This window comes from Brevibacillus nigriterrae, assembly GCF_049846925.1.
GTDB lineage: Bacteria > Bacillota > Bacilli > Brevibacillales > Brevibacillaceae > Brevibacillus_H.
On sequence record NZ_JBNCMT010000029.1, the window covers coordinates 58,501 to 73,149 of the forward strand.

Consider the following 14,649-nt stretch of genomic DNA (forward strand, 5'->3'; position numbering starts at 1 on the left):
TAAGATTTAAGTATTTGGTGGTGATTAAAATTGAATATTGGGTATGAAGCAAAAGTATGCCACATTGGTTTTTCCATTGGTTACTTTACGAAAGAGTACATCATTTCATGGGCTGATAAAGTGATTACTATCCTTGAAAGTTCAGACATTCCTGAAATCGTATTTGACCTTTCCATGGTTAAAAAAGTAGAGGATATTCCTGAGATGCTGCATAGGTTAAGTCATCGGATAGATCAAGAAGAAGCACTTAAGATCATAGTCGAGATGATCCATCAAAATTATAAAAACAAACAGTTAAGCCTCCATGAGACATGTGAATTTCTATATCGATTGTCGAACCACGTTGATCCTCATCATAAATGGAACGATTATTTATATGTTATAACAGGTAACCTTGAAGTAGCTTTGGATGGTTATGGAGATGTAGATGCTTCAATAGCAGAAATTGAAGAATTCTTTAAGGAAAACGGAAAAAATTCAGAATGCTTCGATCTTAACTATGTTCCGAATAAACCAACACTAATTGAGCTTAAACTGAGAAAAGACCATGTCATTATTGATGTTTCTAAAGTTTTTGCTATATCGGATCTTCAACTAATGTTGAAGAATGGGTTGGATTTCCCTGACTTTTACGGTATGAATTGGAATGCGTTTTGGGATGCGATTACTGGCCTTGTAAAGATGCCTAGAAAATTGACTTTTACACAATGGGGAGTCTTAGAGAATCGTTTTTCGGAAGAAGCGAAAATACTAGAGACATTACTTAACAAGTATTCTCAAAGTCACCCTAACGATAACTTCATCGTAGTTTATAAAAGATAAACGAGACATCAGTTAATCAATGTCTCGTTTTGTTTTTTACAATAAAGGCTTTCCGCCATTCTTTAAATAAAGAAAATATATCTTTTCATTGTCATAGTCTGATTCGGCAAATCCAAGATTGTATAGCTCTAGGTCGAATATACCATGAAGAAAAGAAGGAACAGGACAACCCCATTTTACATGGTTAAATATGACAGGGAAATTGTCTCGGTTTTCGTTGGGAGAATGGATGAAGACTGCGTCTTGTCCCGAATCAAATTCATGAATGGTTAACCAGATTTGATAAGGTTTAGAAAAAGATTGAAGTTGTGTTAAGAATTGATCGTGTAAAGAAAAATGTGCTTTTATATGCTGAATTCTGGGTTTTCTCCCGGTAGTACCTCTAGCAGTCCGATCTAAATGTGTATGCCACATATCAAACCAGGAGTCATCGGTTAAGGCCAAATCAAAATTAGAAACTCGATTCCATAAATTTTTGTAGTATCTTTTCTTTCCTCTTTGTTTTTTCATATATCCCCCAGTTTCGAGCAGATTGAAAAATATGGTTATAGTCCTTTATGCAAAATACAGTAATCATTGGCAGAAGCTCTATCAGCAAGGGTTGCTAAGTTTTTTAGTAGGGTAGTTAATTGATTTCTCTCACAATGAATCCTCTCATATTCTACAGACTCTATACCCTCATCATTCTTCCAAGTGTATGAACCAGTGAGTGCAAAAGTCTGGGGAGCAAGTAAGAACAATTCGTACCAGGAATGACAAATGTTCTTCAAGAGGGTAGCACCTTGGTCTTGAATAATAGTGACTCCGTGATAGGAAAGACCTGATTGGAATTCCTTTTTTGAAGGGTTATATGTAGGCAACCAGACTAACGAGTCAGAAATGTACAGAATTAAGTCGTCGTGTACCGTAACCATCTCTTCGTACATTGGAGAAAAGTAAAACCCCTGGTCAACCATTATTTCTTTTTTAATTAGCAGAAACTCATGAGTTAAAGCCATTCCATCACCTATAATTTATATTTTTTTCTTTTTAAATGCGGCGACCAGTGGAAGATAAAGATCTATCAAACTAAAAAAGCCTTTAGCATTTACGCAAAGATTAATACTTACTCCTACGAGAAAAACCCAAATGATAAATCCAACAATATACGCCATGATATATCATCCTTTGGATTCATAAGAAATATATAGAAAGAGTGATCGTACTCTCAACTATAAAAACTGATTGTTTGTAAAATATCACCTAGAAACAGGTGGTTTTCATAAATAATACCTTTATAGTTTGTTTATGGATATCAATATACCACAATGTGCTGGGGAAGATTAGAATTTTCCGGGGTGATCCTATGTTTAAATTGTACGCAAAGCTCCTTGATAAAATAAGAGCAAAGCAACTCAGCAAAAAGCTCGGGGTGAAAGTTGACGTTGTTTATTATCAAGACCAGGGAGATTTACTTAACAAGGAACAGCTATCACTTCTATTAAATCAGTATTTGACTCCAGCTCTAAATGAATTAGAACTACATAGAGAGAGAGATTACTGTTGGATCGGTGAAACAAATAGCGAAGGCATAAGAAAAGTCGTTCAATATACCTTACTAAAGGGGAGAGGAACGTTAAGTTGGGGTGTAGCCCTTGATTTTCTCCTTATACCATCGGGAAATAGACTGGTTTATCAACGTACAGGAAAAACGGCAAGAGTACACTTATTCGAATGGACTGAGGGCTATAAGAGTTCTTTTATTAAAGGCAAGTTAGTTGATGGTTTTGGAGTTACCTCTCATATTAGCAAAAATGCGGAAGAGACTATGATAAAACTAGTAAACAAAGAAGTACCACTCATAAAAGAATGGTATGAAAAAGCGAAGGATCTATCTAGCATAATTGAAATAGCAGAGAAACAAGCGTATCAGGAAGACACGATAAACGTATACAATATTCATTACCCTCCACCGAAGTATGTACTGGCTTTTTTGTACGCCAAAATAGGCAAGAAAGAAGAAGCTGTTAGGCTTTTGGATGAGGTGAGTTTTTTGGAAAATGATGATAGTCTTCGGACTAAGGTAAAGCAGAAGTTATTAGAGCTATAAATATATGATTAACAACATGTGAAGGCGCCAGAGGTTATATGAGTCTTTAAGAGGGTGTAATTAATGGATGCGATTTTTGGCAAGGAAAAGCATGTTCTTGAAATCTTCTACAATCGGGTAGTTTACAGCAAGGACGAGAGAGGTTTTCAGAGTCATAATTCTTCAAAGTTTCATTGGCCACAAACAGTAAAATCTAATGCAGGATTTGTAGATCAACAGACTCTCTTTCTGCCCAAGAAGTCTACGCCTATAGATATTGTTGATAAATGTGATCTTATCATAATTACTGACTATCACAATGAATATTCTCTTCCCTATGGAGTTTCAGTTAAACAGAGAGCACGCATCAATAACCATTATTTATTGGCAAAACATCATCAAGTGAACTTTGGAATGCTAAAATTTTTTGTGCAAGATCCGTTACCAATTTATCTTGCATATGACATATGGGACGTCGGCATTCCAAAAAGGGACAATTTCTTGATAACAACAATGAGCCAAGATCAAAAAGTAAGAATTCGAATAAATGGGAAAAATGATTGTTCAATGACTTCAAGAAGAGAGAGAACGTTTACCGAGCAGGATTTCTTAATTCATTATCATGGTACAGTCAAAGGCTGCATGTTAGCGGATGATAAAGAAGTCATTAAAAATAAACCGATTCTCTTAGAGAATTATAGAGATATTGATTTGAGAAAAATACTGTATTAGTGATGTTCAGTGCTGTGCCTAACACAAAATAATATCAGGTGAATTAATTTGAAAATCAAAGTCATAAATTAGGGGGGATCACTAATGGGAACAAAATTTGCTAACCTTCAAATAAAGCAACGAAATGCGGATTTTTTAATCGATCTACCACCTGGTTACATCATCAAGCGGCTATCAGAAGGCTGGATCACTATACTGCATGAGGACTTTCACATCGGAAATATTGAAGATGCGGCTCTTAAACTCTCTAAGGAGATCGCTCATCCAGTATTATCAGTTGGATATTATGACGATGATGTTTTGGTATTAAATCTCTTTAAAGCAGGTAAGACAGTAACCACCCATGTTTCTGATAATGCATATGGTTATGAGGCCAAGGCAGGTAATGCCTATAAATTTGTGGAGATACTGGAACTAGAAGAAAATGATGCTGGTTTGTTAAAAGATATTCTAAAGTGTGAAAACCTTGAGAGAAAAATTTCATTGTTAGAAAATCTTTTCGGAGTTTGCCTTTGGATCAAATCAGAATATGTAAACGACCATGGAGAAGAGCAGTTTTATAGAACACGTAATTTATCGATAGTATCAGAATACATAAATGAATTGAGGACAACTAATAAAATTAATAATCGAACAAAGGTGAAGCTTATAACGGAATTTGAGGGAATGCCTGAAAGAAGAGAAGGATACATATTGCCGAATGAAGAAGGGAGATTCCTATTAAATGGACCATTATATGAATTACAGCAAGATGGAACACTTCATTTAACGAGTTCCCGAGAGGATGAGTGGCCTCCAACAGAACATTTGGGTACCTTTTCTGATGGGACCCCTCTGTATAAAAAAGGCGACGTACTTTATGTGAGCAATACTAATGGAAATCGATTATGGGAATTTAACTTTCATTATTTGAAAGCAGGTCCAGTTTTACATAACGAATATATTTATTTACATTGTGACATTTCAGATGAAAATAGAGAATCGTCGGATATTGTAAAACTTGATCAAAACGGTGAAATTGTTGCAAAGCTGGCATTACCTTGGGGAAACTGCTACTGGAGAACCATCCATTTTAATGATCAAGGAAGAATTTTTTATGTAAACAGAAACAATAGTAATAGAGTGAATACGCTTTATTGTTTAAACGACCAGCTCGAGATTATCTCTGAATTTATTTTGGATGACGTAAGCTATGATTCAATGTTAGATAAGAGAACGGGCTTATTATACTTTAATATATTTCAGAAACAAATTAGAAATTTCGATACGAATTCTCTTAAGATGCATAGAACGAACAAATATCTTGATTATTTCGAATTTATTAGTGTTGATCAACAAGAAAACGTTGTGATCAAGAAAGGTTCAACAGTAGAAATATTAAATGCAAACTTCGATATTATTTCACGACATAAATTAAAAGGGAAAATACAGGATCATTTCCTAAACAATGAGGGTAATCTATGTTTTGTTACTTGGAATGGTGATAAGTGGGACTCTGGTAAGGAAAAGAGTATGATTCGGTTATTTGAAATACACTATAAAGCAAAGTAAGGGATAATGATGAGTTAATTTTTTAGAGGAACTTGCCACAAGCGAAAATTCAGATTTAGTAAATGTACTATCTGTAACAATATTAGCCATGTTAGGCGATGAAACAGAAATACTAGTCCGGGGAATAAGCTATATGGGTCCTAAAACTCTAGAGTGCTCATACCTTATTGAAAAACAGCTTGGGAGAACGCTAGTACCATATGAAAACTACAAGATATAATGATAAATTTTTAGATTGTTAAACATGAGGTGACAGTTTTGCGAGGTAATTTTATTGTACTTATTTTGATATTTTTATTAACGGGCTGTGGCCAACAAGTCAGTTCAATAGTAGAAGGAACGAAACAGGAACCAGTACAAAAAGAAAATCGGATTCAACAACTAAGAGAAGAAGCCAAAATGGCCGTAACTGGTTTTTATGATGCGATTGCAAGAAAAGATTATGATACTGCGGCCTCACTTATTTCGCAGCGAGATTATCAACTGACACAAGGTACACCTGAAGATTTTGTAGGGGCTAGAAAGGATTTTGATGCCGCTCACACGGTAGAGGATTTACAGTATTCAATTATTAATCTAGGCTATCAGGATGATAAACACTTTATTGCTGATATTAAAGTCAATGTCAGCATTGACGGAGAAATGAAAGACGCTAGAGAAAATTATATGGTTGAACTTGAAAATGGCAAATGGAAGCTTAGCTCATCTTTTGGTGCGGTGAATCAGCAATCACTTGAAATAGATTACAAAACAAATGGAATCAGATTTAACCAATTTATAAAAGAAGAGACTGAGAATGGACTTAACTATCAATTTATGTGGACAAATGAAAATACAGATCGGACCATTTTAATAGGAAGTGGAAATGCTGCTGTTGTAAAGTTGATCACGGATAAGAATCAGTACTCTTTTTTCCTTAAGGATTCATTGAAGCCACTTGAATCGAAAGAGTTTTATTTTTACTATCCTGACGTTAAGGGGAACCCTTTAGAAATGAAGATTACAGGTTTATTATTTGCAGATGCTGAAGGGAATCCCTTTCCTGGAAAAGCAAGTGACTATTTTTCTGTTACTATTCCTATGAATTAAACTGAACAGGGGGATCATGTGGATAGGAAATCAGCTAAAGCAATGATTAATTGGGATATAGACCCAAGTAACTTACCAACTAATGAATGGATCCGAGACATTGTAATGAATACGGGAGAGATAAGGGGAAACAGAATTTATGGAGATACCTGGACCGTACTAGTTAGGATTACAAGTCATATTAATGGCACATGGGATACATTTGCTGATGTAGCTTTTATTGTTGATGAGGCACCATGGCATTTACTTAAAAAAGATTATACCTTTACACTTTGGTCTGGAAAGGACATTGCTACAGTTACGATTATTTAAGAGAGCACCACTATTTAAGATAACACCTCCATAGACTAACTTCCAATTTGAATACGAGTACACTTTCTGGAAAAGCATCATTTTTTCAAGACCTATGAATGCTAGGACTAGCCCCACTTCTGTTTTCTCTTTCGCTGATATTTTTTTCCATAGTAGCTAACTTAGTATAACCTCATCGGAAAGGGAGTATCAGGGGCAAAAACTCATTCCAAAAAAGCGACCAATCTCCGATTTCATTCCGGAGAAAGGTCGCTACTTTATTATTCATGGTATCAGATTTACGGAATAGGATGGATGACTTCAAAGGTTCCATCGTCTTGCACAGCAATTAATAAAATCTCTGATGGATTATAACCAGTTGAAATAGCAAATTCAAAATCGACTTTACTTGAAGGTTTAAAGCCAGGGTCGATCTTGGTTACGGCACCACCCTGAAGAAAATAGAAGGAGAGGCGATTCTTATCTGTGGTGGACTTCAGTTTTCCTTTCATGACCAGATAATTACCATTTTTTGTGGCTACTACAGACTTGTCATCGATTAAATCGTTATCAATCTGCTTGATGACGGTGTGTTTATCCCCATTTGCTGAGGAAGCAACCACGGTCGCTGTTTTCATGATGTATTTTAATTCGTGCATAAGAATGTAAGAGGTTGACTCCGGATTTTTCACATCCAGATTTAATGCGAAAGACTTATTCCCGGATTTAAGTGTAGCTTCCTTTGTTTTGGAGTCTACATAAAAGGAACTGATTGAATTGTTTACCTGTTCTACCTCTCTTAGATGGGGTCTAACAACTGTTCTAAATTTTAATTTGCTTTCGTCAATTAGGTTCGCAGTTTTTTCGTTCGTGACTTCCACGATAGGCGATTCTTTTGTGATGACTCCATTTGCCGATTCGATTACATAGTATTTACCTGCAGGGAGGCCAGTAAAGGCGGCTTCTCCTCTTTCATTGGTAATTACTGAACCGAAGTTTGAGTGAACTTGGGAATCAGATACATTCATAACAGTTGCGTATGCATATGGTTTTGCTTTGGAAACCAGAACCTTGGCAGCTGTTCCTGTGACAGCCAAACCGTTTGCTGGTATCGTAGGTGTAGTAGGCGTCGTCGGAGTTGTTGGCGTCGATGGTGTTTGCACGTTACCAATCACAAGTTCACCCACTGGAATGGGATGATAAGACTCTTTGCGGCCACCGTTCCCTAGTTGCCCGTTCGTGTTCTTCCCCATGCCCCATACAGTACCATCCTTTTTCAGGACAGTTGCATGTAATAATCCACCATCAATAGTTTCTACGTCTGTTAATCCACCAGCAATCATTGGCGAGTGTTGCGAGCCTATTTTATCTGTACCGAGGCCAAGCTTTCCTAGATAGTTGCCACCCCAGCTCCAGAGAGTACCATCTGATCCAACTGCATAGCTGGATTGGTCACCAGCACCTACTGCTACTACATTGGTAATTCCTGCAACCTGGACGGGTTGGTTTCTCGACTTAGATGTCCCGTCTCCCACTTGACCGTCGGCATTTCGTCCCCATGCCCATACGGTGCCATCCTTTTTCAGCGCAAGAGCATGGCTGCCTCCGATAGCGATGTCCACAATATTGGTTAATCCTTTGACCTGCATAAATTGCTTGGCTCTGTCATAGGTCCCATCACCAATTTGACCACTCTCGTTAGCACCAATAGACCAGACCGTTCCGTCATTTTTGAGGATGAGTGTATTAAACATTCCCAAAGTAACTGATTTTACGTTCGTCATGCCTTTGACTTGAACAGGGAGTGCACGATTCGCTTGAGTTCCGTCTCCAAGCTGGTAATAGTTATTGTTGCCCCATGCCCAAAGCGTTCCATCCTCTTTAATCGCCATCGAAAGATTGCCGCCCGCTTCAACTGATGCAACGTGATCAAGATTTTTTACTTTATTGGGGGAGTGGTGGTCCAGTGCAGTACCATCTCCCAGTTGTCCATGGCTGTTGGACCCCCACGCCCATACGGTGCCATCATTTTTTACCGCTAACGTATGGTTTTCTCCTGCGGAAACATCGACTACACCCGTAAGATTGGCTATCTGTGACGGGGTGAGTTTTTCTGTTGTTGTCCCGTCTCCAAGTTGACCGTTACTATTACTTCCCCATGTCCAAACGGTACCATCTGCTGCTTGCGCAATACTGAAATCTCTTCCTGCATCAATTTGTGGAGCGCTATTCGCTGTCGCAGCTCCCACTGAATTCAATGGTAGCAGTGTTGCTAAAAGTGTGAATGATACAAGAAATCTCGAAAAACGTTGGCTTCGCATTGTATTTTCTCCTCTTCTGTTAATACTTCGACTCTGGTCGACTATTAATTAATAGCTTCAAAAAGCCTATCAACTTTCCCGTTCATGATAAAAAAGTTCTCCTTGAATGAGTGTTGGGGGGATCTGCTAATACAAAGTACCATATTTTTCTACCCTGTTCTGTAGTACGTACTACAAATCACCAGCTCTTTGGGCGATGACCTGCAAGCGCTGTGCAAACAGTCTGATCATACAAATGTAGTAGTTTCTAAAGCTGAGATTATAAATTCCTTGGAGAGGAATGAAAATTTTAATAATTTTGATTTATTAAAAAATAAGTTTTTTAAAGAAAAAAGGTAGGAGAAATCATGATTCGATGGGATGTGGGTAAATCCATAAAGCTCCTTATTCCAGAGAAATATATTTTGAAAATATAATTGTTTGTAAAAAAATATTGATACGTAAATAATCTTTCCTTTGAACAATATCAAAAAAGTTATTATTATAGTATTTATATAAAGACATTTGTATTTATCGAGTGGACTGTGATTATGAGAAGTGTATCGCTCGATAGTAACGATGTTACTAAATTAATCTTAATCTAGTGGGGGGCATCTATGAAAAGCTTACTGAAACAGTGGAGTCGTTTGAGTCTGGTAAAACAAATCATTATAGGTTTGATTATTGGAATTATCCTGGCTGTAACGATTCCCGAAGTAGCAAAACCTATTGTAATTTTTGGCTCTTTGTTTGTAGGGGCATTGAAAGCAATCGCACCAGTGTTGGTACTCTTCTTGGTTATGTCAGCTATCGCCCAACACAAGAGTGGTCACCAAACGAATATGAAATCCATCATCGTCCTATACCTTTTAGGAACCTTTTTAGCGGGATTAATCGCCGTAATTGTAAGCTTTATTTTCCCTGTAAGCATAACGCTCACAAAGGGAGCTGAGGGTGTGACGCCTCCTGGCGGTGTTGTTGAGGTTATCAAAACATTGCTGCTGAATGTGGTTGATAACCCAGTTCAAGCAATTGGCAATGCAAATTATATCGGTATTTTAGCTTGGGCAGTACTTCTTGGTCTGGTATTAAGAAATGCCGCTGATACGACAAAAACGATGATTTCTAATTTTTCAGATGCGGTTTCTCAATTGGTTACTTGGGTCATTAAGTGTGCACCATTAGGAATCATGGGTCTAGTATTTGATTCCATAACTGCAAATGGACTTGATGCGTTACTAGGCTATGCGAAATTACTTGCTGTTTTAATTGGTTGTATGCTCTTTGTGGCACTGGTTGTTAATCCAATCATTGTGTTTTCAGCCATAAGACAAAACCCTTTCCCGCTTGTTTTTAAATGCATTAAGGAAAGCGGCATTACAGCATTCTTTACTCGAAGCTCAGCTTCTAATATTCCTGTGAATATGAAATTATGTGAAAATTTAGGTTTGGATAAAGATAGTTATTCCGTATCGATTCCATTAGGGGCTACCATCAATATGGCTGGTGCAGCCGTTACCATTTCTGTTTTGACTCTTGCTGCGGTTCATACACTTGGTATTCAAGTAGATATCCCTACCGCCATCATTCTTAGCGTAGTATCAGCTATCTGTGCTTGCGGTGCTTCAGGGGTGGCTGGCGGATCTTTATTACTGATTCCTCTAGCATGCAGCTTATTCGGTATTCCAAATGACGTTGCGATGCAAGTAGTCGGAGTTGGCTTTATCATTGGTGTTTTACAAGACTCTTTTGAAACGGCACTCAACTCTTCTACAGACGTTCTTTTCACAGCAGCGGCTGAATTTAGAGAGAGACGTAAAGAAGGAAAACAAATAAGCATCAACAAAGTAGCATAAAGAAGAAAAACTTTTAAACCGATTGAACTGCACCCCAATTGTTAGACTGGTCTAACAATGGAAGGTGCAGTTTTTTTCTGGAATCAATAATTTTTTTTTTGTTGCAAATAGTTACTATATGAAGTAAATGAATTTGTTCCTTTACCTAAAAAAATTGAAGAATTTTGCCAGTTATCCTATAGTAGGAAAAGCAAAAACATTAAAAATATGAATTTATAATAAGTAGGGGAAACCAATGAAGAGAAATTTTCTGTTGTTCCTTATGATGTTTGTATTAATGTTGCAAATTACCTTTAATAGTTCTACTTCACTTGTATCTGCTAATGAAGATGTAAGATATATGAAGGGAATTGAAATTGTTATAAAAAAAGATTATGAAGGGATATTGACTCTCTTAACAGGTGAAGAACATGAGGTTAGTGTAATAGCCACTTATTTAAACGGAGAAACAAAAGATATTACAGATAAAGTCGAGTGGTGGAATAGTAAAAAAAGAGTGGAGGTTATCGGCAATAAAATTGTTGCAAAAGAAGAAGGAATGACCGATATCACTGCTTTTTATGGTCTTCCGGATTTGGGGTTTACTGACTCTGAGCATCTAAAAATTGTAAAAAAACCTACTATAAATCCGTACGAGAATAAAAATAGAGAATTATTATATGAAATGCAAGATGAAGCAATCAATTATATTAATAACATTAAGAAAGAAATGGGATTTAACAAAGAATCTTATTTTCAAAAAAATGAAAAGTTAAATATGGCCGCACAGGCACATAGCAATTATCTTCAAATGAATCAAACATCTGGACATCATGAGGAAAAAACAAAAGAAGGTTATACCGGTGAGAGTGCTTACGATCGGGTTCAGGCGTTTGGTGGTCATAGCTTTTCGGGTGAGGGAATTTCATTTAGCCATGGTGGAATAACTGAGGGAATAGACAATTTAATTGATGCTCCTTTTCATCGTGATCCATTAATATCTGGAACTAATGAAGTAGGAATAGGTTTTAATCCAGGAACATATGGATCAACAGTTGTTGATTACGCATATAAGCATTTCGAAAACTACAAACCAAAATTTCAGTATATTGTCTATCCATACCCTAATCAACGCAATGCTAAATCAAAGTGGTTTGTTGCTGAAAGTCCTAACCCACTTGAATACTATGGAATTGATGGAATAGAGGTTGGCTATCCAATTTCGGTTTGGGTAAGTAATACATATACTCTAAAAAATATTAAAGCCGTGCTCAAGGAAAAGAAGAGGAATAAGGAAAAGGATATACCATTCTATTTAGTAGATTCGATCACTTCTAAATACCAAGATCAAGATAGATTCTTCATAATACCCAAAAGGCCGTTGCAAGAATCTACACTTTATCAAGTTAAATTTTCGGCTGATCAAATCACGGATCCAGAAGGAAAAAATAAAAAGAAAATCAACTATGAATGGTCATTTACAACAGAAGCTAGTGTTAATTCTATTTCTATAAAAAATGAAGAAATTAAACTAAAAGTAAATGAACCCAAAACTGTTAAAGTAGTTGCAAATCTTACAGATGGTACGAAAAAAACAATTTCGCCGTTTGCGACCTACTCTATTCAAGATAAAGAAATAGTAAGAGTTTTCGGTGATCGGTTAATTGGGCAAAAAAAGGGAACTACAAAATTGTCAGTCTATTATGATGGCCAATGGACTTCAACCCAAATCCAAGTGGAAGAAGAAAAGATACAAAGATTGGAATTTTCAAAGAAGAAGATAGCGATAAAAAAAGGTGAAAGTGCTCAATTAATCTTATATGCAGTATTGGAAGATAATTCAAAGAAGGATATAACAAAGGAGTCAGAGTTTGTTACTTTGAATCCTAAAATTTGTAGAATAGACAAAGACTCAGTTGTTTCTTTAAGTAAAGGATCTACTAAAATAAAAGGAAAGTACAAGGATTTTCAAGTGTCAATTAATATATCCGTTAAATAATTGGTGAACCCAAAAAAGGGTTTTAGAAGAATTATTGTATTTAATTACAGACAAGCAGCCACAATTTCAAGTCGTTCCTTTTCCACGTCCTTCATATAAATAAGTAAGTTAGGTATGAAGGGGGAAGCGGCGATGACAAATGATGAGCGTAAGCAGCTAGAAACTGCCATTGATGAGATCACCGAGATAGCCAAAGGCTTTGGATTGGATTTTTACCCGATGCGCTACGAAATATGTCCAGCCGATATTATTTATACATTCGGTGCGTATGGAATGCCTACGAGGTTTTCGCATTGGAGCTTTGGGAAGTCCTTTTACCGCATGAAACTGCAATACGATCTCAATCTAAGCAAAATTTATGAGCTTGTGATCAACTCGAATCCGTGCTACGCATTTCTTTTGGATGGCAACAGCCTGATTCAAAACAAGCTGATCGTTGCACACGTGTTGGGGCACTGCGACTTTTTCAAAAACAACGTGCGGTTCTCCAACACCAACCGGGACATGGTGGAGACGATGGCTGCCAGCTCTGAACGAATTCGACAATACGAGATCAAGTATGGAAAAGAGGACGTAGAGAATTTCCTGGATGCTTGCTTGGCTATTCAAGAGCACATTGATCCGAGTCTGTATCGTTCCAAGCTGCGCTGGAACAGGCAGGAGGGGGCGAGTTCCAGTGAGTCAGGTCGAGGTGGATATACATCACGATACGATGATCTTTGGAAGCTGGACCAAATAAACAAACCGACGGAACAGCCAAAATCCGTTCCAAAATTTCCGCCACAACCCGAGAAGGATTTGCTTCTGTTCTTACAGGAGTACAGCCCGATCTTGAAAGAGTGGCAACGTGATATTTTGACCATCATGCGTGATGAGATGCTCTACTTTTGGCCGCAGATTGAGACCAAGATCATGAACGAAGGCTGGGCCTCCTACTGGCACTGCCGCATCCTGCGTGAAATGGATCTGACGGAGGAAGAAACCATCGAATTCGCCAGACTACATGCATCCGTTATCCAGCCATCTCCGACCAGCATCAATCCGTACCATCTCGGGCTTAAAATCTTAGAAGACATCGAACGGCGTTGGGATAGTCCGACCAAAGAAGAGCAGGAGCGTTTTGGTCGCAAGCCAGGGCAAGGCCGGGCCAAAATCTATGAGGTGCGAGAGCAGGATGGGGACATCAGTTTTTTGCGTAACTACTTGACCAAGGATCTCGTCAGCAATCTCGACTTGTACCTGTTTGGCAAGCAGGGCAATGAGTGGCAGGTTATGGAGAAGGCGTGGGAGCAGGTGCGTGACCAGCTTGTTACTTCCCGCGTGAACGGTGGCTTTCCGTATATGGTCGTGCAGGATGGCGATTATTTACGGAACGGAGAGCTATATCTCAAGCACAACTTCGAAGGGCTTGAGCTGGATGTGAAGTATATTGAGAAAACACTGCCGTATGTGCATCAGATTTGGGGCAAACAGGTGCATCTGGAGTCTGTGTTGGAAGAGCGCCCGGTGTTGTTCAGCTACGATGGCAAGAAAGTGAATCGGCGGTTTTTGTAAGATGGTTATAGGCTATTCCGAAGATAAGCGGGATGGCCTTTTTGTTTTTTGTGTATTTTTCCCATAAACTACCTTTGCTTCTCTAGAACAAGTATGATAGATTATAAATCCACCCACGAGGTGCTAGTATAACCAAGTGGGTTTTACCATATATTGATGGTTGAGTTATGGAAGACAAACATGATATATTGTTCTTCCGGCCAACGAGAGTAAGAGATTCTTGAACTGAATTTCTAGCGATCGAGTGGCGAACCTACCAAATATTGTGGGTTGAAATGATAGAACGAAACATGATATATTATAACTCCGCCTCTCAAACAAGGTGGTTGATGAATAAACTAAATGCTCTTTGAAAACTGAACAATAAAGCGTTTTATAGTGAATCAAAACACTAGCCAAGTGAATTGT

12 protein-coding genes are annotated in these 14,649 nt (G+C 37.8%); 9 read left to right on the top strand and 3 right to left on the bottom strand.

Annotated features, from left to right (window positions below):
• Positions 1 to 30: 30 nt before the first annotated feature.
• The gene (locus ACPW7N_RS19705) at positions 31 to 822 is read left to right on the top strand and encodes a barstar family protein (protein WP_425652869.1); all 792 of its coding nucleotides are present in this window, start codon (positions 31 to 33) and stop codon (positions 820 to 822) included.
• Positions 823 to 858: 36 nt separating this feature from the next.
• Here ACPW7N_RS19705 and ACPW7N_RS19710 read toward each other — a convergent pair whose 3' ends face one another.
• Both ACPW7N_RS19710 and ACPW7N_RS19715 read right to left on the bottom strand, forming a co-directional pair.
• The gene (locus ACPW7N_RS19710) at positions 859 to 1,332 is read right to left on the bottom strand and encodes a hypothetical protein (RefSeq protein ID WP_425652870.1); all 474 of its coding nucleotides are present in this window, start codon (positions 1,330 to 1,332) and stop codon (positions 859 to 861) included.
• A 35-nt stretch (positions 1,333 to 1,367) separates the two neighbouring features.
• Positions 1,368 to 1,820 (bottom strand): hypothetical protein, encoded by a 453-nt coding sequence (locus tag ACPW7N_RS19715; RefSeq protein ID WP_425652871.1) that lies wholly within the window; start codon positions 1,818 to 1,820, stop codon positions 1,368 to 1,370.
• Positions 1,821 to 2,167: 347 nt separating this feature from the next.
• Here ACPW7N_RS19715 and ACPW7N_RS19720 point away from each other — a divergent pair, with 347 nt between their 5' ends.
• From ACPW7N_RS19720 to ACPW7N_RS19740, 5 genes are all read left to right on the top strand, one after another.
• Positions 2,168 to 2,911, top strand: coding sequence for a hypothetical protein (locus tag ACPW7N_RS19720; RefSeq protein ID WP_425652872.1), 744 nt, complete (start codon positions 2,168 to 2,170; stop codon positions 2,909 to 2,911).
• A 63-nt stretch (positions 2,912 to 2,974) separates the two neighbouring features.
• Positions 2,975 to 3,622 carry a hypothetical protein gene (locus ACPW7N_RS19725; protein WP_425652873.1) on the top strand — a complete coding sequence of 216 codons (648 nt, stop codon included), beginning with the start codon at positions 2,975 to 2,977 and terminating at the stop codon, positions 3,620 to 3,622.
• 84 nt (positions 3,623 to 3,706) lie between these two features.
• Positions 3,707 to 5,173 carry a hypothetical protein gene (locus ACPW7N_RS19730; RefSeq protein WP_425652874.1) on the top strand — a complete coding sequence of 489 codons (1,467 nt, stop codon included), beginning with the start codon at positions 3,707 to 3,709 and terminating at the stop codon, positions 5,171 to 5,173.
• 258 nt (positions 5,174 to 5,431) lie between these two features.
• Positions 5,432 to 6,262 carry a hypothetical protein gene (locus ACPW7N_RS19735; protein WP_425652875.1) on the top strand — a complete coding sequence of 277 codons (831 nt, stop codon included), beginning with the start codon at positions 5,432 to 5,434 and terminating at the stop codon, positions 6,260 to 6,262.
• 18 nt (positions 6,263 to 6,280) lie between these two features.
• Positions 6,281 to 6,574, top strand: coding sequence for a hypothetical protein (locus ACPW7N_RS19740; RefSeq protein ID WP_425652876.1), 294 nt, complete (start codon positions 6,281 to 6,283; stop codon positions 6,572 to 6,574).
• 278 nt (positions 6,575 to 6,852) lie between these two features.
• On the opposite strand, the gene ACPW7N_RS19745 is transcribed toward ACPW7N_RS19740, so the two are convergent.
• Positions 6,853 to 8,874: an RCC1 domain-containing protein gene (locus tag ACPW7N_RS19745; protein WP_425652877.1), complete on the bottom strand. Its 2,022-nt coding sequence runs from the start codon at positions 8,872 to 8,874 to the stop codon at positions 6,853 to 6,855.
• Between the two features lie 596 nt (positions 8,875 to 9,470).
• On the opposite strand from ACPW7N_RS19745, the gene sstT reads away from it, so the two are divergent.
• The 3 genes from sstT to ACPW7N_RS19760 all read left to right on the top strand — a co-directional run bounded on the left by sstT (position 9,471) and on the right by ACPW7N_RS19760 (position 14,241).
• Positions 9,471 to 10,709, top strand: a complete 1,239-nt coding sequence (gene sstT, locus ACPW7N_RS19750; RefSeq protein WP_425652878.1) for a serine/threonine transporter SstT — start codon at positions 9,471 to 9,473, stop codon at positions 10,707 to 10,709.
• A gap of 235 nt (positions 10,710 to 10,944) precedes the next feature.
• Positions 10,945 to 12,687: an Ig-like domain-containing protein gene (locus tag ACPW7N_RS19755; RefSeq protein ID WP_425652880.1), complete on the top strand. Its 1,743-nt coding sequence runs from the start codon at positions 10,945 to 10,947 to the stop codon at positions 12,685 to 12,687.
• A gap of 132 nt (positions 12,688 to 12,819) precedes the next feature.
• The gene (locus tag ACPW7N_RS19760) at positions 12,820 to 14,241 is read left to right on the top strand and encodes a SpoVR family protein (protein ID WP_425652881.1); all 1,422 of its coding nucleotides are present in this window, start codon (positions 12,820 to 12,822) and stop codon (positions 14,239 to 14,241) included.
• The last annotated feature ends 408 nt before the right edge of the window (positions 14,242 to 14,649 follow it).

Bases quoted from the DNA above. Each gene is read 5' to 3' on its own strand.
- ACPW7N_RS19710 (WP_425652870.1), bottom strand. From the start codon at position 1,332: ATGAAAAAACAAAGAGGAAAGAAAAGATACTACAAAAATTTATGGAAT.
- ACPW7N_RS19715 (WP_425652871.1), bottom strand. From the start codon at position 1,820: ATGGCTTTAACTCATGAGTTTCTGCTAATTAAAAAAGAAATAATGGTT.
- ACPW7N_RS19720 (WP_425652872.1), top strand. From the start codon at position 2,168: ATGTTTAAATTGTACGCAAAGCTCCTTGATAAAATAAGAGCAAAGCAA.
- ACPW7N_RS19725 (WP_425652873.1), top strand. From the start codon at position 2,975: ATGGATGCGATTTTTGGCAAGGAAAAGCATGTTCTTGAAATCTTCTAC.
- ACPW7N_RS19730 (WP_425652874.1), top strand. From the start codon at position 3,707: ATGGGAACAAAATTTGCTAACCTTCAAATAAAGCAACGAAATGCGGAT.
- ACPW7N_RS19745 (WP_425652877.1), bottom strand. From the start codon at position 8,874: ATGCGAAGCCAACGTTTTTCGAGATTTCTTGTATCATTCACACTTTTA.
- sstT (WP_425652878.1), top strand. From the start codon at position 9,471: ATGAAAAGCTTACTGAAACAGTGGAGTCGTTTGAGTCTGGTAAAACAA.
- ACPW7N_RS19755 (WP_425652880.1), top strand. From the start codon at position 10,945: ATGAAGAGAAATTTTCTGTTGTTCCTTATGATGTTTGTATTAATGTTG.
- ACPW7N_RS19760 (WP_425652881.1), top strand. From the start codon at position 12,820: ATGACAAATGATGAGCGTAAGCAGCTAGAAACTGCCATTGATGAGATC.